The following is a 20669-nucleotide window of genomic DNA, read 5'->3' as shown; positions in this document are numbered from 1 at the left end:
ATATAGTTGGTTATGTATGTGGTATATTTTAATATAAGAAAACAGGTTTATTTTTTAACAGGTTATAATATCTTGTCCTATCATCAGGGAGTCTGAAAGTCGGGAAAATGTGGTGATTGGGTGAAGTGTTTGGATGGAAACCGCTGATTGTGGGTCCGCTAACAGGCAGATGTGACCGGTCAGCCCTGATTGTTTGTATTGTTCGTAGAAACGAGGTATTTTTCACACAGGTCTTTACTGATTACCAAATTAAAACTATTGCAGATGATTAAAAAATTGAGCAGCGTGCTGTTCCTGGCCGGTGTATTGGCCGGAGCGACGATGACATCCACGTTAAGTTTTGCGCAGGGAAAAGCCGCCGATAAGCTGGGCTGGAAATTAGGAGCACAAGCTTATACCTTTAACCGTTTTACATTGGGACAAGCCCTTGAAAAGATGGATAGCGCGGGTATTGAGTATGTGGAGTGTTATAACGGTCAGACGATCGGGGATGGCATTGATGGCAAATTCGACTGGAGAATGGATGCCGCAAAGCAGGCGGAAGTAAAAGCTATGTTTAAGGCAAAAAAGAAGAAACTGGTGGCTTATGGCGTAGTATCGCCGGCCAGCGAACTGGAATGGGAGCAGGTGTTTAAATTCGCGAAATCTATGGGCATCCAGGTGATCACTGCGGAGCCTAAACGCGAGCATTGGGATGCAGTATCTGCATTGTGTGATAAATACAAGATTAAGGTAGCAATTCACGACCATCCGAAACCAAGTCATTACTGGCATCCCGATAGCGTACTGGTCGCGATTCAGGGACGCAGTAAGTACATGGGCGCCTGTGCGGATATCGGTCACTGGGTACGTTCTGGCATGGAGCCGGTTGATTGTATTAAACAGCTGAAGGGGCATGTATTGCACCTGCATTTCAAAGACCTGAATGAGAAATCCCGCGATGCGCATGACGTGATCTGGGGTAATGGTGTTTGTAATATGCCTGCTGTACTGGCTGAGCTGAAAGCACAGGGCTTTAAGGGCATGTTCTCTGTAGAATATGAGTATAACTGGGATAACAGCGTACCGGATGTGAAAGAGAGCGTAAAGTTCTGGTGGGACCAGGTAGGAAAATTATAATAGTGTTCAGATGTTTGATAAGGAAACTCCTGCATTTGCAGGAGTTTCTTCATTTATAGGGATCACTGCGGTGCTATGTCATTAATAACCAGGTGGCAAGGTGCAAAAAGAGACACTTTTTTTAGTGAAAGTATTTAGGTATATTTAATATATCCTATTATGAATACTATATCCTATGTTCATCTATCAGATCCTGTTTGCAAGGGCTATATGGCCTCAGGCGGAAAGGGAGGCATTTCTCCATGACGCCGACTTCTTTATCCGTTCCCTCCGTTCCAATGGTCAGTTAGTATCCCGAAATCATGTATTTCTTTTCCAGGAAGATGCGGTGTCCCTGCATGTGCAGTGTCTAAAAAAGGACTCGCTGGAAGAGCGTTATAACAGCGATTATGTCAATCAATGGATTTCTGTGCTGATGGAACGATATGGCGTGACGGTATCCTATCAATACCTGGGTGAGCATCTGGTGCCGGTACCAACGGCGGAAGTGGGTGCGTCCAGTTCGTTTATTCTTTACTGGGGCGGGCCTTCTCCTGTAAGATCGGGAGATACCTTTGACCAGATACCGCTTTATCATTTGCCGTATACGAGTGTATGGCAGCGGAATTATGAGGACATCAATTCCTGGTCGAATAGTTACGCGGAGATTGACGGACTATGGTTCCGTGGATCGATGGGAGAAAAACACTTTCATCATTTTTTATCGGATATTAATAGTCCGCTGACGACGCAGGGACGTAGTATCTGTAACCGGCTGGAGCAATTGACGGGTAAACCGAGTTATTACTACCTTTTTAATGCTGATAATAAGGACTCAGGGCATCATTGTCCGTCATGTGGCGGAGAATGGCAGCTGGAGAGTAAGTTACTGGCGAAATTTGACCTGAAGTGTGATCATTGCAGGCTGGTGTCGGGGAGAATTAGGAATTAAGAATTAAGAATTGGGGATAAGTGCTTTTCTCTTAACTAATTGTCCTTATGCAGTTTTGTCTTATACTTATATCTGCTTCATCTTACGTTAAAGCTGTACGTTTTTAGCGTAGGATTAACCTAAGATGAGGACAAGATGACTACAGAAAAAGGCTTCGAACATTCACGAAGGACTTTTTCTATAAATTCTTAATTCCTAATTCTTAATTCATGATAATGCAGAAGGGCGATCACTGTGCAGTGATCGCCCTTCTTATTTTATACCATTTGTCGGTTATTTTGTTTGTGCACCATCAGCTTCCGGCTCAACAGTGTCAATATTGACACCACCCGGTTGCTCCAGTGACTGGCGGCGTTCAGGATGTGTAAAATCTTCCTTCATACGCTGCAGCAGGGTGATGAACTGTTCAGCCATCTGCATATCACGCTGCAAACCATTCATTTTAGAAGGTGGCAGGCAGCGATAGTATTGTAACTGCTGTGTACAATCTTTGATGATCAGCTGAGAGATCTCGTCTGCTTTCTTCGCATCGCCAGCCAGGTAGTAAGCGTATACAGTCTGCATAGAGCTGTAGTTGTGCATCTGTCCTGGCGTGGTCATTGCGTAAGGGAAGTTACCCTGCAGGAGGTTTTTATCGCTCTTATTCAGTACTGCGAGTGCGGAATCTTTGTCACCGGCCAGGGCCATAGCGGTACCCAGTTTAGTGTAAGCGTTACGCAGGTATTGCAGCAGTTTACGGTTAGGTTCGTCGAAGTAAGTACCTGGAACGTTAGCACCACCGAAAGCGAATTTTTCCATCAGGTTTTTGTACATCACAGGGATGTTAACGTTATTGTCGGCACCCATCGGATCGTTGCTTTCTGTCTTAGCCAGCGGCACGAGGCGGTAGGTCAGACCATCCGGACGGAGGTAGTCGTTCAGACCGAGATCGGTTGGGCTGGTGAAGTAGATAGGACGTTTCCAGTCGTTAGCGGCGATGATGTCGTATACCGCCAGGTCATTTTTCAGCAGGTAAGATTTGCTGATCTGGAATGGCAGCTGTGGCATTACACGTGCGCTATCGTGGATATCAACGGTACCGTTTTTCAGCACTTCTGCTACGTTTACCGGTACGAAGAGTTTTTTAGCAGGCAGGTAGTTGATCTGTGAACCGTCGGTAGTAGACAGTTTAGCACGAGGATCATCAGAACCCATGAATGCCATTACTTCTCTCAGGTTATAGAATTTATCCTGCGGGAAGCTACCGCCATCATAGTATTGGATGTAGTTGCGGTTTTCGCCCTGGTATTTATCAGGAGTCCAGGACATTGGAACGCCTGCGCTCTTGTTAACCATATGACGTTGCTGATCGATATACCAGTCTACACCGAGGAGGCTGAGGTTGATCACACGAACATCAGGACGGATACCTTCTACTTCCTGTGCATACCACAGCGGGTAGGTATCGTTATCGCCGACGGTGAACAGGATTGCATTTTCAGCACAGGAGTTCAGGTAGTCAGCAGCAACATCACGGGCGATGGTTTTGGTAGAACGGTCGTGGTCATCCCATTCCTGGAAGCCCATCAGGACAGGCACTGCCAGCAGACAAACGAGTGCAGCTGCCGGAGCGGAGATCGCTGATTTAGTCTTTTTCTTCAGGAATTCAGCCACAGACAGTACACCCAGACCGATCCAGATGGCGAATGCATAGAAGGAACCTACGTATGCATAGTCACGTTCACGTGGCTGGTTACCCGCCTGGTTCAGGTAGAGCACGATGGCAAAACCGGTGAAGAAGAACAGGAGGGAAGCGACCAGTGTATCTTTACGGTGATTGTTATACTGATAGAAGAAACCAATCACACCCAGTACGAACGGCAGGAGGAACAGGGTATTGTGTCCTTTGTTGTTCTTTAAGCTGTCCGGCATCATGGATTGGTCGCCGTACATAATATTATCTATAAAGGAGATACCAGTGATCCAGTTACCGTCACGTTTGTTACCGTAACCTTGTGTATCGTTTTGTTTACCGGAGAAGTTCCACATAAAGTAGCGGAAGTACATGAAGTAAACCTGGTATGTCACGAAGAAGCTGACGTTATCTTTAAAGCTAGGACGTGCGTTGGCATCGAGCCCCAGCCAGTCGCGGTAGTAATCCGCATGCCCCTGATCGTTGCTGGCGTCCCAGACACGCGGGAACAGCATTTTATCTTCAGCAGCGTAAACAGGAACCTGTTTTTTACCAGCGATCTCATATTTGTCTTTACCACGTGCGTAGATGTTTCCTGCATCTTCATAAGAAGTAGGGCGGGCAGTGAATACCTGACCATAGATCAGCGGGAAATCACCATACTGTTCACGACCCAGGTAACCTACCAGGGAGATCGGGTTGTCCACGTTGTACATATCTACAGATGGATTCGCGGTAGAGCGGATCATTGTAGTAATATAAGTGGAGTAACCGAGCAGCAGGAAGATGATAGAGTAGATGGTTACTTTGATAGCGTGAGTAAAGCTGGATGATTCGATTTTAACATCGAACAGTTTTACCAGATAAGGTATAAATACGATTGCGGCTGAGATGATCAGCTTTAATATTTTGATACCAGCACCTGAAGCGTCGTTAAAGGCAGGGATGACGATAACGGAAGCGATCAGGATCAGTGGCGCGTAGAGACCGAATTTAGGATTTTTCAATCCGTATAACAGGACTGCAGCCAGTGCGAGGAAGTAGAAAGCGAAGCCACTGTAGAATGGCAGGCCGAGGCTATTCACGAAGAATACGTCCATCAGACCGGAAGCCTTAACGGTATCCTGGATAACGAACTTCTGCACGAGACCGGTGATAGCGCAACCAATGATAAATGCCCAGAAAGTACCGATAGGCGTTACTTTAGGAGAGCGTTTGAAGTAGTACACCATTACGATAGCCGGGATGGTGAGGAGGTTCAGCAGATGGACACCGATAGAGAGACCCATTGTGAAAGCGATGAAAACGATCCAGCGGTCAGCATATGCTTCATCTGATTCGTGTTCCCATTTCAGGATCGCCCAGAATACGATGGCGGTGAAGAGGGAGGACATTGCGTACACCTCGCCTTCAACGGCAGAGAACCAGAAAGAGTCAGAGAAGGTGTAAGCTAATGCACCTACTGTGCCGGCGCCCATGATGGCGATCATTTTTTCGCTGGAAATAACTTCTCCGGCTTTCACCATCAGACGACGAGCGAAGTGTGTGATGGTCCAGAAGAGGAAGAGGATAGTGAATCCGCTTGACAGTGCAGACATCAGGTTTACGCCGATAGCTGCCTGAGAGGGCGGAAACGGAATGGTAAACAATCTACCCAACAGCACAAATAAAGGAGCTCCCGGAGGGTGCGGAACCTGTACCTTGTAGGCACTAGAAATAAACTCGCCGCAGTCCCACAGACTTCCGGTGGCCTCCATAGTCATAATGTAGACAGTGCAGGCAATGATACAGACAACCCAACCTACAATATTGTTGGTCCTTTTAAAATTCATAAGGATGTTTTAGGTCCGACAAAAATAGAAAAAGTAGCAAATTATGATAATTAGCGATAACAGTTTTAACTTTTTCTTTAATAAGAGGAAATATTTAAAGATGCCAGGGTGAAAAGTCGCTATAGGAAAGGAATTGATTAACAAACAAATATGTTGGGATTTAGGCATGGGGAGCCTTGTTCCGGCGGAATCAGCCGAAGATGATACGTATTGTCTGATAAAATGCCAGTTTCTGGAAGCCGGATACCAGTTGATCGCGGCTGAAGCCCTGAAGACCAAACAGGCCGGCGGCGTTACCTTTATTAATTGCGATTTCGAGATAGCCGGCGGCGTTAAAGAGGGCCAGTTTATGGCCTTCGGGTACATCGGCGTAGGTTTCACAAAGTTGTGTAATCACCTCGTCGCGGCGGAAGAAGATGGAGAAGGGTCTGCCTTGTCTGTGTTCTTCGAACTGCTGGCGGGTGATATTTACGACTACGTTCTCGAAGTTATCGATATGAATGATCTGGCCATCAATATAATCCTGACCGGTCATTGGTTGCAGGTTATTCTTGATGACGAAGTCATTAGCGGGTTCGCCGATCTGTTCGAGTGTTTTACCACTCTGAAGATCTTTATAAGCTTCTGCGAATCGTCTCAGGATGGTAAAGGTATCCTGGGGTTGGTCTTTATATAATTGTAATCTTACGACTTTATCGGGAGTACCGTTTGCTATCATCGTCACCAGTCCGTTATCAGCGCAGGCGATATATTGTCCGTTATGTTCTGCCAGTAATACATGATTTGCTTTTCTGTCGAAAAGGTTGATCAGTACAATATGGAATGTACGTGGCGGGTAGTAAGAGAAAGCGCTCTTACATATATATGTAGCCTGTGGGAGGTTGAAGGGGGAGATCTGGTGAGTGATATCCATGACGGGGGCACCAGGACAGTGTTGCCACAGCTGCCCTTTGATGGCGCCTACCAGGTAGTCCTGCAAGCCGATGTCGGATGTCAGTGTAATTATGGACATGTTATCAATGAATACCACTTTCCCAAAAAGAATGCCATTGAGCTATTGACGGCATTTTGTCTGCAAAGAAATATAAAATATATATGTTGCTGTATTGAATTTGTCAATAACTTGTTCAGATGTGCATAACTATAAATAGGCCGGGGTAGGGGCTTTGGGGCGTATAACATCGGCAAGAAAGGTGACAAAACCTGAAAGATAAACGTTAAGCCGTTCATGCTAATACCTTTGTAATCAATCATTGACGATGAACGGCCTGACGTTATTTACTGAAGTGGTGAACCTGGTTCTTTCTTAAAATGGTTATACACCAGTCCATCGAGCAGTCCGGGGAAAAGTTTACTGAGGAAAACTGTCAGTTTGCCCTGCCCTGTAAGCACCAATGTGCGTTTCCGTTTTGTGACAGCTTTGAGTATTTCATCTGCCACAGTTTCAGCGCTCATTAATTTTCCTTCATCCAGCGGTGTTTCTGCCTGTGCACGACCCTGTTCATTGAGGGCGGTGTTTCGGATATTCGATGAGGTGAAGCCTGGACTTACCCACATTACGTTAATGCCTGTATGCAGATTTTCGGTGCGTAGTGCTTCGAGGAAACCCTGCATAGCAAATTTGGAGGCAGAATAACCGGTACGACCGGGTAAGCCTCTGTAACCTGCTATAGAAGATACACCTACGACGGTACCTTTGTTCGCCAGCAATGACGGTAAAGCATATTTTGTGCAATATACAGTTCCCCAGAAGTTGATATCCATCAATTGCTTAAGTACTGTCAGATCAGCATCTTTGAACAAAGCGCGCATGGAAATACCAGCGTTATTGATCAGAACATCTATTCTACCGAGTCGGGCAATTACCTGGTCGATGAAGTGTTTGCAATCATCTTCCTTGCTGACGTCAGCGGTATAGGTGTACAGGTTATCGGTAGCGAGTTCTTTTTCAAGTGCTTGGAGTGTATCTGCCTTTCTGCCACACACGGCGACTTTCGCTCCGCCGCGGAGGGCAGCTATTGCCAGTGCCTTTCCAATACCGGATGTACCCCCGGTGATGACTACGACCTTATTTTGCATTAGAAATTTTTTTCAGATGCAAAAATAGGGGTAAATGATATATGTTGTTTCTTTTTGTCTGTAGCGGGTTTTGTAAAGTTGTTTGAAAAAAAGTTGCTAAAAAGTTGGAAGGAATGATTTTTTGTATACCTTTGCAATCCCAATCACGAAAAAAGGGAATGATTCCGTAGCTCAGTTGGTAGAGCAATACACTTTTAATGTATGGGTCCTGGGTTCGAGTCCCAGCGGGATCACAGGAAAATGAAGCGCTTCAAGTTTAATGACTTGGAGCGTTTGTTTTTTATAACACTTTTTCAATAAATTTATTATCAATCAATTTAAGTTAGAGTCGTGGGTGGTTGTTTCAAATAATTATCGTTATTCGATCACCACTTTAACACTATCTGCTTGTATTCTTTCTTTCAGCCATCTACTAATTTTATTTCGTTCCGAATTTTTAACTCTATCAGAAAAACGACCTACAAATAAAAACAGTGTATCTCTTTTGATAGAATCGAGACGTGTAAAAACACTTGACTCAAGCGTATAATGTATCAAAGATGGATAAAGCGCTTTTAACTCAAGACTTATGTCTGGAACTTCTGTAATGTTTCCTGGGGTTGGGCGCTTCAAGGTATCTGAAACTAATTCTGCAGCAAATACTTCCTCCAGAACACTTGCTTTAATGGCAGATAAATCAATTTGCTGTTTAGCGTCAAGTCCTTGTCTAATATTTAGCGCTGTATTACTTAAATGATAAAGCGACAGCCGTTTTTGCAAAGAATCGATTATTGCCTGGTCAAGAGGTTGGCCAACCAACAGGAGATCTATTTCTCCTCCTTTGTTATTATACTTGTAAGTATGGGTGACAACCTGAGTTTTTGTAAAATGGAATTCTGTCTGAACAAACTTGTTAGCATTGTTCTCAAATATACTTCGCTGAACTATCCTATATCCAAGATAAACGCTAGGTAGCAACGTCAATATGACGGCTAGAAGAATGTACCTGGAAACCCGCTTCTCCGTTTCAGCAGTCGCGAATTCTTTCTTGCGAAATTTTAGATGTTTAACTATTAAAAAAGTTGCGAGGCATATGAAAACGCTATTTATAAAGAATAGATATGCAGCGCCTAAAAAATAATACAATTTGCCAGTAGCAATACCAAATCCAGCTGTACACAAAGGTGGCATCAAAGCGGTTGCAATCGCAACACCAGGAATGACATTACTCTTTTCCCTTCTCGTCCCAGCCACGATACCCGCTAGTCCACCTAACAGCGCAATAAATACGTCCCATATTGATGGATTTGTTCTTGCCAGCAGCTCGGAGCTGGCATCATGGAGAGGTGTCACAGAGAAGTAAATAGAAGAGGTAGCTACACTTATGATGACCGCAATGGCAAGATTTTTTATGCCTTTCTTTAGTAGATCAAAATCATTTATTGCTATCGCAAGCCCTATGCCCATAATCGGCCCCATCAATGGAGAAATAAGCATTGCGCCAATAATAACAGCAGTAGAGTTCACATTGAGACCAATAGAGGCAATGAAAATTGCAAAAATAAGTGTCCATAAATTTGTACCCTTGAAATGAACATTGCGGGTTATTTCCGCAACAATTCTTTGCTCATCCGCCTTATCCTCATTGAGATTAAATCGTTCCTGAAGAAAATATTTAATTGTTCTTAATCCTTTTGACATGCTCTATATACTTTAAATCGATGAAATTCCCTCTACGATATACTTAAAATAGGCTTGTTCAGATTTAATAACCGCATGATAAGCAATCTGATCTATCAAGTTGGGAATGATTTTAGTGTTGATGATGTAGGTGGACTTTATAATCATACATACGGCAGATAAATTCAGAAAAAATGATGAATAAAAATAATTATTGGAAGCTCCTGATATCTTGCGTAATATCTTTTTTTGTAATGTACGGGGTCATGTTTTTAAATGTAGATGCTGCTGATCACATATATTTAAGTCTTACCCGATTTTACATGTCATTATTAATGGTGTGTCCTATGGCACTTATTATGTTAGCAATAATGCGGGACATGTATATGAATAGAAGTAAAAATGGTTTAATTATAGTATCTAGTATCTTACTCTTCTCCGTATCGCTTATTTTATTAAGAAGCCAGACACCAGTTACTGATGTCCAATATATGAAAGCAATGATTCCACATCATTCATCAGCAATTATGACCAGCAAACTGCAAAACTAAAAGATCCACAAGTCCGGCAACTTGCAGATAGCATTATCCAATCTCAGGAGCGAGAGATTCGATTAATGAAATCGATGCTGAAAAATTTCTAATAGCAGCATGTGAAATCTTCAAATTAATTATCTGATTTATATCGTGTAGTTCTTAAAATTATAATGCCAAGCGATCCCGCAATAATTGATGATATCAGGATTCCATATTTAGACTGATCAACCATTTCAGGATCTGAAAAGGCTAATCCTGTTATAAATAAGGACATTGTAAACCCAACGCCTGCAAGTACAGAGACTCCTAGTATATGCCTCCATGTAGCATATTGAGGTAGATCCGCGATTTTTAATTTCACCATCAACCATGTAAATGAAAAGACTCCAATAAACTTACCTGCTAGTAACCCAATGGCGACGCCCAGGCTAACCGGGTTTAGCAATGCAGTAAAAAAGCTGCTATTAATGAGCATTCCTGAATTGGCAAGTGCGAAAAGCGGCATGATAACAAACGCAACCCACGGATGCAGACCATATTCGATTTTTTGAAGAGGGGTCTCTGCATCAAGAGAAAGTTGTTTAATTCTTTCAATTGTTTGATGTTGCTCGGCAGTCGTTAATGATCCCTTTAATGGAATAGCTTCTCTGAACTGATTTGTGTAAGCATTTAGGCAACTGACATATTCATCTTCGTCTATCTTTGTGCGTGCGGGAATAGTAAACGCTACTAGTACTCCAGCAATAGTGGCATGAACCCCTGAGGAAAGAAAGCAGCCCCATACACAAATTCCTATCAATAAATAAAATAATGTGCTTCGTATGCCAAGTGCATTCCCTAGCGTTAGTAGTAGTAATAGCCCAACACCTATGATTAGCGGGAAATAGGCAATTTTAGCGGTATAGAATAGCGCAATTACTATAACTGCCCCAAGGTCATCTGCAACCGCCAGTGCTGACAGAAACACTTTTACAGATGATGGTATTCTCTTGCCGGCAAGCGATAGCAACGCTAGTGCAAATGCGATATCAGTAGCCATTGGTATTCCCCAACCACCAGAGGAAGGCCGACTAGCATTTAAAAGAAAATATATAAATGCTGGCACCAGCATTCCGCCTAATGCTGCTACCATTGGCAAAGAAGCCTTTTTGATCGAAGAAAGTTCCCCCGCAATAAACTCGCGCTTCAATTCCAATCCAATGACAAAAAAGAATAATGCCATTAAACCATCATTAATCCATATATGCAGTGGCTGATCTAAGCCCATCCCCGAAAATGAGACAGCCAGGTTTTTCTCCCACAGGTGATGATATGATTCGTGCCAAGGTGAGTTAGCCCAGGTAATTGCAATTATGACACTAATAAAAAGTACGATTCCTCCAGTAAATTCCTGATGAATGAATCTATGTATAGGTCTAAGTATTTTTTCAATAGGAGTTTTGGCCATGCAGTTCAATTTCGACAGTAAAACGGGTAAATTAAAAAAAAAATCTCCATTATCTCGGATAATTAGTTAGGTAAAGTCCGCTTTAAGTCATATAACTTAGTAAGTTTTGTCGCTGATCCGGCCTGATTTTGAATTTCTGCAGTATAGTACCCGAAGGATACGGCTCGAACTTTCTTTATACTTTATTGACAGAACTAAATAATATTTTATTTAGTTCGGTTAATTCTTGCATAATCTGGTTCGAGTTTCCTATACTTGGGATCACGAAGAAGCCGTCTCAATAGTAATTGAGGCGGTTTTTTCTTTTTGTATAGCACTGGGCATCTTGCCATATATGCGATACTTTGATTTTATTCAATAAAGGTTATAGTGGTTTTAGGAAGGTGGGAACAATTTTTCGGACTATTTCTGCCGTTTTTCATGCAGTTCTCTTTCTTAGATTATGTGCCAGTGCTAATAATCCGGCCTCAATAGTTACTTTTTCGATGCCTCGTAGCATAAAACGTTTAAAATGATGATTGTGCTTTATATTACCGAATACAGGTTCTACATTATAGCAACGTTGTTTACGTTTAGCGATTCCTCGTCTGGTCTTCAAACGCTTATCGACCTTATTTCGTAGATGATTTAGATGATGATTAATTGTTATGACGCGGTTGCCCTTTCCCTGATGGCATTGTTCTTTTAATGGGCAGCCTTTGCATTTGCTGGCTTTATAACGTGTAAGTGTTTGTTCAAAACCTGTTGATGTCCTCGATGTAAAAGTGCCGATATTCTTCATTCTTTTCCCGGAGGGGCATATATAATGATCTTTTGCTTCATTGTATGTCAGTTTATCAGCCCTGTAGGGGTTCTTGTTTCTTGTACGTTTATGTTGGTCCCTGTCAAAGTTTTGATGCTTTACATATGCAGTAATTTGTTTGCTTTTCAACCACTCATAATTCTGTTCGCTGCCGTATCCAGCGTCTGCCGTTACATTATTAGGCTTGATTTTAACCTGCTTTATATGTTCGCTTAAATGATTTATTAGCGTATTGGTATCGGTAGTGTTTTGATGGATACTATAATGAGCAATGTATTGGCTGTTAGTACTTATCTGTAAATTGTAAGCAGGCTTTAGCTGTCCATTTTTTATATGATCTTCTTTCATACGCATGAACGTAGCATCCGGATCTGTTTTGCTGTAGCTGCTTCGCTGACTGCCTATAATTGCCTCTTGCTGCTCATATCTGTCTAGCGCAGCTGGCCAATGTTTACGCCCGTAATTTAGCTTCTGCTTAACCTCCTTACTAACTGGCTTATCCTTCAATGCTTCGTTTATTTTATCGATAGTGGCATTGACTTTCTCTTTATCGATTTTATCAAAACCGGAAGGGTCCGTGTCATCCATCTCTGCTGCTGCTACCGATTGAGACCAGTTTATTGGTAGGTATACTTAAATTTGCACTGGTTGTCCATCTGAAGTGTCCACCCTGAAAATTTTGTGTTGTCAACTCAAATTCTGTTCCCCTGTTTTGTAGTATTGCTGGCAAATTTGCCTGTACTGAAGTAAAACCAGTAATTCCGGGCAACGCATAGGCAACTAGTTGGTTACCTGTTCTGTTTTGATACCAGCTTACATTAGGAAGAATGCGATCTTTAAAAAATCCTAGATCTAATCCAGCCTCCAATTTTTTTACAGTTTCCCATCCGTAATCCGGGTTTGTAAGGGCAGTTGGGCTAATGCCACCTGTACCCTGATAAGAAAATCCTGTTGCAGAATATGTACTCAAAAACTTATAGTCTGAAATCTGATCATTTCCAGTCAGGCCGTAACTTGCTCTAAGCTTTCCAAAGGAAAGTACTGGTAATTTCTCAGTCACAAACTGTTGTTTACTAAATATCCAGGCTGCTCCAATGGCACCAAAATTGGCAAACTGTTTACCCGGACCAAATCTGCTACTGGCATCACGTCGACCTGTGAAATTTATTAAGTATTGGTCCTGATAATTATAGCCCAAGCGGGCATATAACGCATTATAACGATATCGGGAAGCTGTATAGCTGAAAACCTGTACCGAGGTCGCTGCAGCAATGTTGGTTACCATTGAAGGGGAAGAAAAGCCGGACGCAAACTGTGAAATGAAATTCTGATCTGTTTGCTGCAATGTACCACCCAGCACTGCTTCAATTTTTCCACCGGCCAACGACTTCTCGTAATTCAAATATGGCTCTAAGATCCAGGTCTTAACACTTCCTGCACTAAATGAATTTGTTCTTTGAGTCGGTTGAATAACTACAGCTGGATTATAATTCGTGAACGGATTAATAGACGAGGTGCTTGTTTTTATATCGGTATATCCAAACCTACCGTTAATTGTTAATCCATTTATTATCTCATAACCTACAGTTGCTGATCCGTTTAAATTATCAGTAATCGCTGTTGAAGACTGAGTGGTGGGCCATATTGGATTGACCCAGGTACCATTTTGCCAATTTAACGTACCATCGGCATTATAAACCATTGGCGCATTAGGAGACAGTCCGATGTTTGTCGTGAAATCAGCTGAAGGCAGCAAGTTATTATCATTCAAATAACTGAAGGAAATAGAGCTACGAAACCTCTGATTATCACTTTTGTGATTAATACTTAAATGTGTTGAAGCCTTTTGGTCGTGATAGTCCCCCGGAAAGACCGTTGATTCTCTTCTGAAAGCACCGCCAAAAATAAATTGTGTATTGGCGTTGCCCCCGGATACTGAAGTCTGTGCGTTCGTAAAATGTGCAGTTCCACCGATCAGTAAGTCTTGCCAGTCTGTATACTGGTTTATATCTCCCCACTTTCCATTGAGGTCATAATCTGATGCCGCAGGCGTTGTAACGCCATCATTTGCCAAAGCAAGCCTGCGCATGGCCAGGTATTGATCTGTCTTCATCAAATGGATTCTATTAGACGTTACGCCAACTCCGTTACCTACATCAAAGGATACACGTGTGCCTCCGTTAACACCTTTTTTAGTGGTAATGAGGATAACGCCGTTTGCACCTCGTGAACCATAGATCGCCGTGGCATCGGCATCTTTTAAGACTTCTATTTTTTCGATATCATTTAAAGCAAGATTTGCAAACGGGCTAAGTTCACCAGCAGCGCCAGCACCGGAGGTCGTTACAATAACAGGAAAGGGAACTCCATCAATGATATATAATGGGTTATTGGCATCAAAACGTAGACTATTCTGGCCACGCAACCTCACATTAACTTTCGATCCGGAAACGCCCGATGTTTGAGAGATGAAAAGTCCGGGTACTTGTGCCTGCAATGCAATTAATGGGTTTGAGACAGGATTTCTAGCTAGGTCTTTCGCCTCAACCATACTTACGTTTCCTGTATTTAGCGCTTTGGTGGTTTGGTAGTATCCCTTATTGATCACCACTTCCTGCAGGTCGGATGAATTTAGAGATAATCTAATGGCCATGAATTCAACTGAGGCAACCATTGAGATAGTTCGATAACCGATATAAGATACCTCTACAGTCGAACTTTCATTAATCCCGGTAAGTTCAAAATTGCCTTCACTGTTCGTTATCGCTACTTTACCGTTTGCCTTGACCGATGCTCCGGGGAGGGGTGCTCCATTTTCATCAGTTACCCTGCCGCGGATAACGATGTCCGAAAAAAAATCCTTTATTTTTTCAGAGAGGTTTTGAGGCTTCGGATTTACAAGGATCGCATTGTCCTGGATAGTGTAAGTAAATGGTTGGTTTTTGAATATTTCTTTTAGTGCATCATCCAGACTTGCTTGTTTTAGCGTTACAGTTACGGGGTGTGCATCTTTGAGCAGGGAGGTGGCAAACAGAAAATAATGCCCCGTTTGCTGTCGTATCTGTGTCATCACGTCCCGCAAGGGGGCATTGGTAACCGAAATGTTTACCTTCTGGGAGTATACATTAGCCGATACATTCACAGTAATCAGTAAGATGGCTAGGAACAACTTCATTGCTAAAAGGTACTTAAAGGTCTGGCTGTGGTACCCCTTGCCGCCTCCGTCGGGCAAGGGCATGCCATTGATATGAATGAATAAATTCATAAATTTGGTTGGTTGGTTTAAGATTAATGGTTGATAACTCACTGTTATAAAAAAACTAACTGCTTACCGGGTAGTGTGACCGCACTTCCCGGTTTTTAGTTTCTTATACTTTTTGTTGTGCTTTTTAAGATAACCTGGTTCGTACTTATTTTGGCATAATCCTCCTTCCTTCTAGTTTAAGTGACACATTGCTCGAAGCCGCTATGAGTTGTAAAACCCTCAGCAGGCTCACATTTCGGGGCAGTTCACCTTCAATGCTTATCGCAGGAATTGAATTGTAATCGACCTCGACATCATACCATCTGGCCAGCTGTCTCAATACATCTTTCAATTCCGTATTCCTGAAAATGAAAAGCCCATCTTTCCAGGCAATAGCTTCCTCTGGGTTCACGCTGGTAATCTGAAATTTACCTTCTCTGCCGTTGGTATTTCTCCCAGAGGCAGAGAGAATTGCTTGTTGGCCGGGCTTCAGGATAAAGCTCTTTCCGTCATTGCGAGGTTGGGCAGCTTCCGAAGCAATCTCGCCAGAGGGTAGCTTCGTACTTTGATATGACGAGCTGAAGGTTGTGATTTTTACCTGGCCTTCGGCTAGGGTAGTAGTGGTAGGTTCAGCATCATAACTGGACACATTGAAATGTGTTCCCAGGACTTCAATAGTTTGCTTATCGCTATAAACTCTAAAGGGTTTATCAGGATTCTTTGTAATCTCAAAATAGCCTTCACCCTTAAGTTCAACACGGCGTTCCGTACCGTTGAACTTAACAGGGTATTTCAGGCTGCTGGCTGCATTCAAAAACACCATACTGCTATCCGGCAAGTAAATCTGGTACTGCCCACCATTAGGCGTAGAAATGGTATTATACGCCACTCTGTTTCTCTCTCCCTCTGGGAGAGATCCCCCTTGCGGGGAGAGAGGGGTGTTACCCCCAGGCAGGCCAGGATCACCTACAGTATACACCAACTGCCCCTTACTATTCTTCCTGATCGTCACGCCGCTTTCCTCAGCCAGCGTTCCGTCAGCCGCATCATCAAGCGCAATCCGCCGTCCATTAGCCAAAGTCAGAATCGCCTTATTCGTACCTGCAGGCGCATCTTCGACTACGTTCTTCGCTACAGGAGCAGGCTGCTTTTGCTGATGTCTGTTAAAATAGAATGTAGCCACAGCAGCAACCAGACACGCAGCAGCCACCGCAGGCCCGAAACGCCTGAACAGCGTAACCCTCTTATGGCCCTCCAACTCCTGGATTTCAGCCACCTGAGAAGTTTCCCTTACACGCTCCCAAATACGTTGCTGTACCATATCACAAGCCGCAGTGCCAGGATCAGGCAAACTACCCTCCAACTCAAGATACCAGCTCTCAACAAGAGCCTGCTCTTCAGGAGTACATTCACCGTTCCTGTATTTTTTCAATAAGCTGTTAAATTCCTGATCAGTCATAAGTCTGTCCACTCTATATTTTCCGGCATAGGTAATACAACTAATGTCAGTTTAATATTGCCTTTATAATGGTATGACGGCTAAAATGGACAACATATATACAACCCCAAAAAAAATATTTTGGGACGGTAGCAATGAGGGACAGATGGGAATTACTTAGAACCTCTGTTCCACGATGCGGGGCTCAAACTCGTATGATAGAAACCATAAACATGGACTTGGTCATTTTCAGCATCAATCCAATAATGCACCATAAAGGGGAAATCTTTTAGAAGCATGCACCTTACATCTTGGTAACGGTGAGCATATAACAGCGCATTTTTTCCTAAAGTTTGAATCTGTGCTTTAGCCTGTTTTTTGAATCGGCTACCGAGACCTTCAGACTGGTTTTCGTACCAAGCGGCAGCATTTCTAATGTCTACCCGTACATCTGCATAAATCTTGATTTTATACACGGCTAATATTAATCCTCAAATGCAGCCTCAAAATCTATCAATAAATCTGGATTGGCTTTTGCCATCTTCATTCGCTCCAGTACTTCCTGTTGTTGTTCCAGCGGAATGCTCATGTCATCATTCCAGATAACCTCGTTAAGCTTCAGCTTTTCTTTAGGGGAAAGTTGCCTGACGGCATCTACTAATTGGGAGAAAGATAATTGAACGGCTATCATAGGATTATTAATCAAGGGTAACTCTTATTACAAATATGTGGGAAAAATAAATTATATGCAAACGCCTACAGCGTAAACAGCAACGTCAGCTTCGATTTTAAAATTTTAATTGCCCGGTTCAGCTGCGTATTCACCGTCCCCTCAGTAACATTAGTAGCCCTGGCAATCTCCTTCCGGGACAGATCACCCGACCGGCTCATTAAAAATACCTCCTTCATTAGGCGGGAACGCCTCTACTGCATCCTCTATACGCTTCTTCATCTCATTCTCACGGATAGTTTCATCCGTCACATACTCACCCCTCTCATAAATCGCCTTAATCGAATTGACATAGCGCTGCCTGTTGCTGTCCTTATCCAGGCAATCAATGACACGGTTCCGCACCGCCCTGTACAAATAAGAAGAAAGAGACGTACTAATAGAAAGCCTGCCCAAATTATTCATCAGATACACAAAAATATCCTGCACAATATCTTCAGCCTGTGCATCGTCCCGGAGCATTTTACGGGCATGCTGGTACAACAAACCCCAATAACGAAGATACACCTCCTCAACCGCAGCCGTGTCTACCGCAGCCAGCCTGCCAGCCAGTTCACTATCAGAAAGAGACCTCAAAGCTCCCATCAGTTTTATAATTAGCCAGTTACTACAGTAGGGATAAACCAAATCTAATTACAATAAAAACCAATATCAAGAAAATGTAATGAAAAAGTTAAGCGGCACTACCGCAGTCAAATTCAACACAAACCAGTAATATTAAGGGAAAAGCAGTTTTAATTTAAGACTTTCAATGCAATCCCGGCGTTAACGGCCAGTTAACAAAAGCAAATGAATTTCATGAGGAAGTCATGCGATCGCCACATTCCGTCGTCGTGCCGAAGGAGAGGAACCTGCCCCCAATACTTGTAAAGATCAGATCAATAACATAAATCAATGCCCGGGCATAAAAAAAGAGGCAAAAGCCTCTCAAACAAAAGATTAAACAACATCAAAAAGAAAACGGATGTTTGCTCAAAGACCAATAGTCAATAATCAGCTGTACATCCCGGACAATAGCGTCAAAACTATGGCTCTTCAGAAAATAGCCCTGTACCGACAGCGCACTGGCCTCCCTGATGAAGTCGGCCCGTTCGCTCGTTGAGAAAAATACAAACGGAGTACCCCGATCCCGCAATTTTTCATTGGTAAGCAATTGCCTCCTAAATTCCAGGCCAGTCATCTTAGGCAAATTAATATCACAAAAAATCAAAAACGGATGCGCAGCCACCTCCAGCAGATATTTCATAGCAGCGATAGCATCTGCGAATGTGACAATTTCATTGTGAAGGCCCGTAGTAGCAATAGCATTACTTAAAAACTCCTGGTCATCAATGTCATCCTCAATGATAAGAATAGGTCCGTGCTTCGCCATGGGTTAATGCTTTGGGTCGTTGTCAATAAAGATTGTGCGACGAAGGTAAGCTAACGAAGCGAACAGTAAGCTGCAGCTTCAAGCTTGTGAGTATCAATATGATCTTCACGCGAAATCAAACTCGCTGGCTCGAAAGCCACATCAAATGATTTGAAATCTCCTCCAAAGGCAGTATCGCATTCGGGGTATCATACTCAATTACGTTTTTAGTCATTTCGCTATTCGAATGGAAATCAGGTTCCTTAGTCACTACATACCCGCCCATATCCCCGATCATCGTAGCGCCAAAAGTTGCAGAATCTCCCATGCCGCCTAAAACAACTGCAATGGTCCTATTTTTCAAGGTCATCGCCATAGAATAAAATAGATCCTTTATCGCCGTATTGATCAACTCATATTTTTCCCGTTTCCTTACATGCAGGCACCCATCCTCAACCAACATCAAACTATTCTCAGCAATCACATAAACATTTCCCGGATAAATCGCTACAGTCTCTGTAGCCTTAATGACCGGCAAGGCACTATACCTGGCAACAATGTCAGCCAATTTACTTTCCCGGTCGCGTTGCACCGGAGCAACAACAATAAAGGCCATATCGCAATCTGCAGGTATTCCACTAAACAAAACCTTCAAATCCTCAATACCGCCACCCGAAACAGCCACAGCAACTACTAAAAAATTCATGATTAACAAGTTATCACCATATCTGGCGAAAATTATGCCGTTGAACCAAGCATCACACTACTCGAAAAACAAAACGGGCCACTAACAAGCGGCCCGCTGAAGTTGGCATAAATATAAATCTAACAAAGCTGCTGATTGTTACGCAACTCTATTGTCAGCCACAACCTGCGTGCTGGTTTTGCCAGCGGACTGTTCACTTATCTTCCAATTGTTGATAACAGTCTCCACATAGGTGACCAACTTAGAGAAGGTATTGCACTTGACAAAATACCCCTGAATAGATAGCTTGAACGTCTCATTAACAATATTAGCCTCCCCGCTGGTAGAAAAAAAGACAAAAGGCGTCAGTTCATTTCTCAGTTTAGGATGATCCGAAATGCTTCTCCTGAAATCCAGTCCGTTCATGTTAGGCAGATTGATATCACTGAAAATCAGAAAAGGGGGTACGTCAGCAGAAATGAGATAAGAAAGTGCCGAGACAGGATCTCCAAAAGTGAGAATTTTATTCGTTGTTCTTGTCGTCCTAATCGCACTAATTAGAAAGTCCTGGTCATCCAGATCATCCTCAACGATGGATTATGGGTCCATGCTTTGTCATAGTATCTTCGTAATGGTTTTGAGTGTTCACTAATGGAATAGCACAAATTTATGGTATCAAAACAAAACAAACACATCACATTATTTTCAATAGCTAAGACGTTAAAAATCAAAAAAAATCTGTTAGTCTTTATGCTGGTTGGATAACTCGACCACCTTCACCCCTCCGGGGAGAAGCGACTTTATAAAAGGAGAAGACCAGAGCGGAGGATGAACCATTCGCTCACGTCTTCGGTAGTCATGACGACCCTCTTTCCCTTCGGGCATTTCTCCCAAGGAAGAAAGACGCCACCGCGCCATAGAAGCGTCATAATAGTATTTCGTCCCCTCTGGGGAGAAATAAAAAATGAAAGGCAGAAAGGTCAAATTTTAATATGAACGACATAGCCATAAAAATCTTAAACTCATAGCCATTTATAACCCCAAAACGCTCACAACATGAAAAGAGGACTGTTGACCATAATGTCAATCTTACTCATTCTGTATGGAATCATCGTGTTCTATTACACCTTCCATATTATAGTTG

At 42.9% G+C, this 20669-nt stretch carries 16 protein-coding genes and 1 tRNA gene; 3 read left to right on the top strand and 14 right to left on the bottom strand.

The annotated features are described in order from the left end of the window. Nucleotides 1-264 precede the first annotated feature (264 nt). Both CPIN_RS23155 and CPIN_RS36945 read left to right on the top strand, forming a co-directional pair. Nucleotides 265-1119, top strand: a complete 855-nt coding sequence (locus CPIN_RS23155) for a sugar phosphate isomerase/epimerase family protein (RefSeq protein WP_012792274.1) — start codon at nt 265-267, stop codon at nt 1117-1119. Nucleotides 1120-1294: 175 nt separating this feature from the next. After that, on the top strand, nt 1295-2050 hold the full coding sequence (locus tag CPIN_RS36945; protein WP_012792273.1) for a Zn-ribbon-containing protein: 756 nt from the start codon (nt 1295-1297) through the stop codon (nt 2048-2050). A 273-nt stretch (nt 2051-2323) separates the two neighbouring features. On the opposite strand, the gene CPIN_RS23145 is transcribed toward CPIN_RS36945, so the two are convergent. From CPIN_RS23145 to CPIN_RS23135, 3 genes are all read right to left on the bottom strand, one after another. Continuing rightward, nucleotides 2324-5554 (bottom strand): glycosyltransferase family 117 protein, encoded by a 3231-nt coding sequence (locus CPIN_RS23145; protein ID WP_012792272.1) that lies wholly within the window; start codon nt 5552-5554, stop codon nt 2324-2326. A 190-nt stretch (nt 5555-5744) separates the two neighbouring features. Continuing rightward, the gene (locus CPIN_RS23140; protein WP_012792271.1) at nt 5745-6566 is read right to left on the bottom strand and encodes an SAM hydrolase/SAM-dependent halogenase family protein; all 822 of its coding nucleotides are present in this window, start codon (nt 6564-6566) and stop codon (nt 5745-5747) included. Nucleotides 6567-6832: 266 nt separating this feature from the next. After that, the gene (locus CPIN_RS23135; RefSeq protein ID WP_012792270.1) at nt 6833-7633 is read right to left on the bottom strand and encodes an SDR family oxidoreductase; all 801 of its coding nucleotides are present in this window, start codon (nt 7631-7633) and stop codon (nt 6833-6835) included. Nucleotides 7634-7793: 160 nt separating this feature from the next. On the opposite strand from CPIN_RS23135, the gene CPIN_RS23130 reads away from it, so the two are divergent. Beyond that, nucleotides 7794-7866 (top strand) — tRNA-Lys (locus tag CPIN_RS23130). A 124-nt stretch (nt 7867-7990) separates the two neighbouring features. On the opposite strand, the gene CPIN_RS23125 is transcribed toward CPIN_RS23130, so the two are convergent. The 11 genes from CPIN_RS23125 to CPIN_RS38195 all read right to left on the bottom strand — a co-directional run bounded on the left by CPIN_RS23125 (nt 7991) and on the right by CPIN_RS38195 (nt 20119). Next, the gene (locus CPIN_RS23125; RefSeq protein WP_012792269.1) at nt 7991-9313 is read right to left on the bottom strand and encodes a TIGR00341 family protein; all 1323 of its coding nucleotides are present in this window, start codon (nt 9311-9313) and stop codon (nt 7991-7993) included. Between the two features lie 645 nt (nt 9314-9958). After that, nucleotides 9959-11275 carry a Na+/H+ antiporter NhaA gene (gene nhaA / locus CPIN_RS23115; RefSeq protein WP_012792267.1) on the bottom strand — a complete coding sequence of 439 codons (1317 nt, stop codon included), beginning with the start codon at nt 11273-11275 and terminating at the stop codon, nt 9959-9961. Between the two features lie 418 nt (nt 11276-11693). Further along, on the bottom strand, nt 11694-12665 hold the full coding sequence (locus CPIN_RS23110; protein WP_052306864.1) for a transposase: 972 nt from the start codon (nt 12663-12665) through the stop codon (nt 11694-11696). Further along, the gene (locus CPIN_RS23105) at nt 12658-15342 is read right to left on the bottom strand and encodes a SusC/RagA family TonB-linked outer membrane protein (RefSeq protein ID WP_012792266.1); all 2685 of its coding nucleotides are present in this window, start codon (nt 15340-15342) and stop codon (nt 12658-12660) included. Before CPIN_RS23105 ends, CPIN_RS23110 begins: the two co-directional genes overlap by 8 nt. A gap of 145 nt (nt 15343-15487) precedes the next feature. Continuing rightward, a complete protein-coding gene (locus CPIN_RS23100) occupies nt 15488-16780 on the bottom strand; it encodes a FecR family protein (protein WP_012792265.1) in 1293 nt (430 codons plus the stop codon). A gap of 463 nt (nt 16781-17243) precedes the next feature. Then, on the bottom strand, nt 17244-17450 hold the full coding sequence (locus CPIN_RS23090) for a hypothetical protein (RefSeq protein WP_012792263.1): 207 nt from the start codon (nt 17448-17450) through the stop codon (nt 17244-17246). A 65-nt stretch (nt 17451-17515) separates the two neighbouring features. Further along, on the bottom strand, nt 17516-17650 hold the full coding sequence (locus CPIN_RS39670; RefSeq protein WP_187294682.1) for a sigma factor-like helix-turn-helix DNA-binding protein: 135 nt from the start codon (nt 17648-17650) through the stop codon (nt 17516-17518). Continuing rightward, on the bottom strand, nt 17634-18074 hold the full coding sequence (locus tag CPIN_RS23085) for an RNA polymerase sigma factor (RefSeq protein ID WP_012792262.1): 441 nt from the start codon (nt 18072-18074) through the stop codon (nt 17634-17636). Before CPIN_RS23085 ends, CPIN_RS39670 begins: the two co-directional genes overlap by 17 nt. Nucleotides 18075-18438: 364 nt before the next feature. Then, the gene (locus tag CPIN_RS23080; RefSeq protein WP_012792261.1) at nt 18439-18861 is read right to left on the bottom strand and encodes a response regulator; all 423 of its coding nucleotides are present in this window, start codon (nt 18859-18861) and stop codon (nt 18439-18441) included. Nucleotides 18862-18976: 115 nt separating this feature from the next. Beyond that, complete coding sequence (locus CPIN_RS23075; RefSeq protein ID WP_012792260.1) at nt 18977-19546, bottom strand: chemotaxis protein CheB; 570 nt, start codon at nt 19544-19546, stop codon at nt 18977-18979. A 138-nt stretch (nt 19547-19684) separates the two neighbouring features. Next, nucleotides 19685-20119, bottom strand: coding sequence for a response regulator (locus CPIN_RS38195; protein ID WP_083781136.1), 435 nt, complete (start codon nt 20117-20119; stop codon nt 19685-19687). Nucleotides 20120-20669 lie beyond the last annotated feature (550 nt).

The sequence above is a fragment of the Chitinophaga pinensis DSM 2588 genome (assembly GCF_000024005.1).
Taxonomy (GTDB): Bacteria; Bacteroidota; Bacteroidia; order Chitinophagales; family Chitinophagaceae; genus Chitinophaga; species Chitinophaga pinensis.
This window is presented reverse-complemented; position numbering and strand designations above follow the sequence as displayed.

Coding starts and splice junctions, on each gene's coding strand:
- CPIN_RS23085 (WP_012792262.1), bottom strand. CDS start 18,074: ATGGGAGCTTTGAGGTCTCTTTCTGATAGTGAACTGGCTGGCAGGCTG.
- CPIN_RS23075 (WP_012792260.1), bottom strand. CDS start 19,546: ATGAATTTTTTAGTAGTTGCTGTGGCTGTTTCGGGTGGCGGTATTGAG.
- CPIN_RS23100 (WP_012792265.1), bottom strand. CDS start 16,780: ATGACTGATCAGGAATTTAACAGCTTATTGAAAAAATACAGGAACGGT.
- CPIN_RS23105 (WP_012792266.1), bottom strand. CDS start 15,342: ATGAATTTATTCATTCATATCAATGGCATGCCCTTGCCCGACGGAGGC.
- CPIN_RS23080 (WP_012792261.1), bottom strand. CDS start 18,861: ATGGCGAAGCACGGACCTATTCTTATCATTGAGGATGACATTGATGAC.
- CPIN_RS23110 (WP_052306864.1), bottom strand. CDS start 12,665: ATGGATGACACGGACCCTTCCGGTTTTGATAAAATCGATAAAGAGAAA.
- CPIN_RS23135 (WP_012792270.1), bottom strand. CDS start 7,633: ATGCAAAATAAGGTCGTAGTCATCACCGGGGGTACATCCGGTATTGGA.
- CPIN_RS39670 (WP_187294682.1), bottom strand. CDS start 17,650: ATGAGCCGGTCGGGTGATCTGTCCCGGAAGGAGATTGCCAGGGCTACT.
- nhaA (WP_012792267.1), bottom strand. CDS start 11,275: ATGGCCAAAACTCCTATTGAAAAAATACTTAGACCTATACATAGATTC.
- CPIN_RS23145 (WP_012792272.1), bottom strand. CDS start 5,554: ATGAATTTTAAAAGGACCAACAATATTGTAGGTTGGGTTGTCTGTATC.
- CPIN_RS23155 (WP_012792274.1), top strand. CDS start 265: ATGATTAAAAAATTGAGCAGCGTGCTGTTCCTGGCCGGTGTATTGGCC.
- CPIN_RS23125 (WP_012792269.1), bottom strand. CDS start 9,313: ATGTCAAAAGGATTAAGAACAATTAAATATTTTCTTCAGGAACGATTT.
- CPIN_RS23140 (WP_012792271.1), bottom strand. CDS start 6,566: ATGTCCATAATTACACTGACATCCGACATCGGCTTGCAGGACTACCTG.
- CPIN_RS36945 (WP_012792273.1), top strand. CDS start 1,295: ATGTTCATCTATCAGATCCTGTTTGCAAGGGCTATATGGCCTCAGGCG.
- CPIN_RS23090 (WP_012792263.1), bottom strand. CDS start 17,450: ATGATAGCCGTTCAATTATCTTTCTCCCAATTAGTAGATGCCGTCAGG.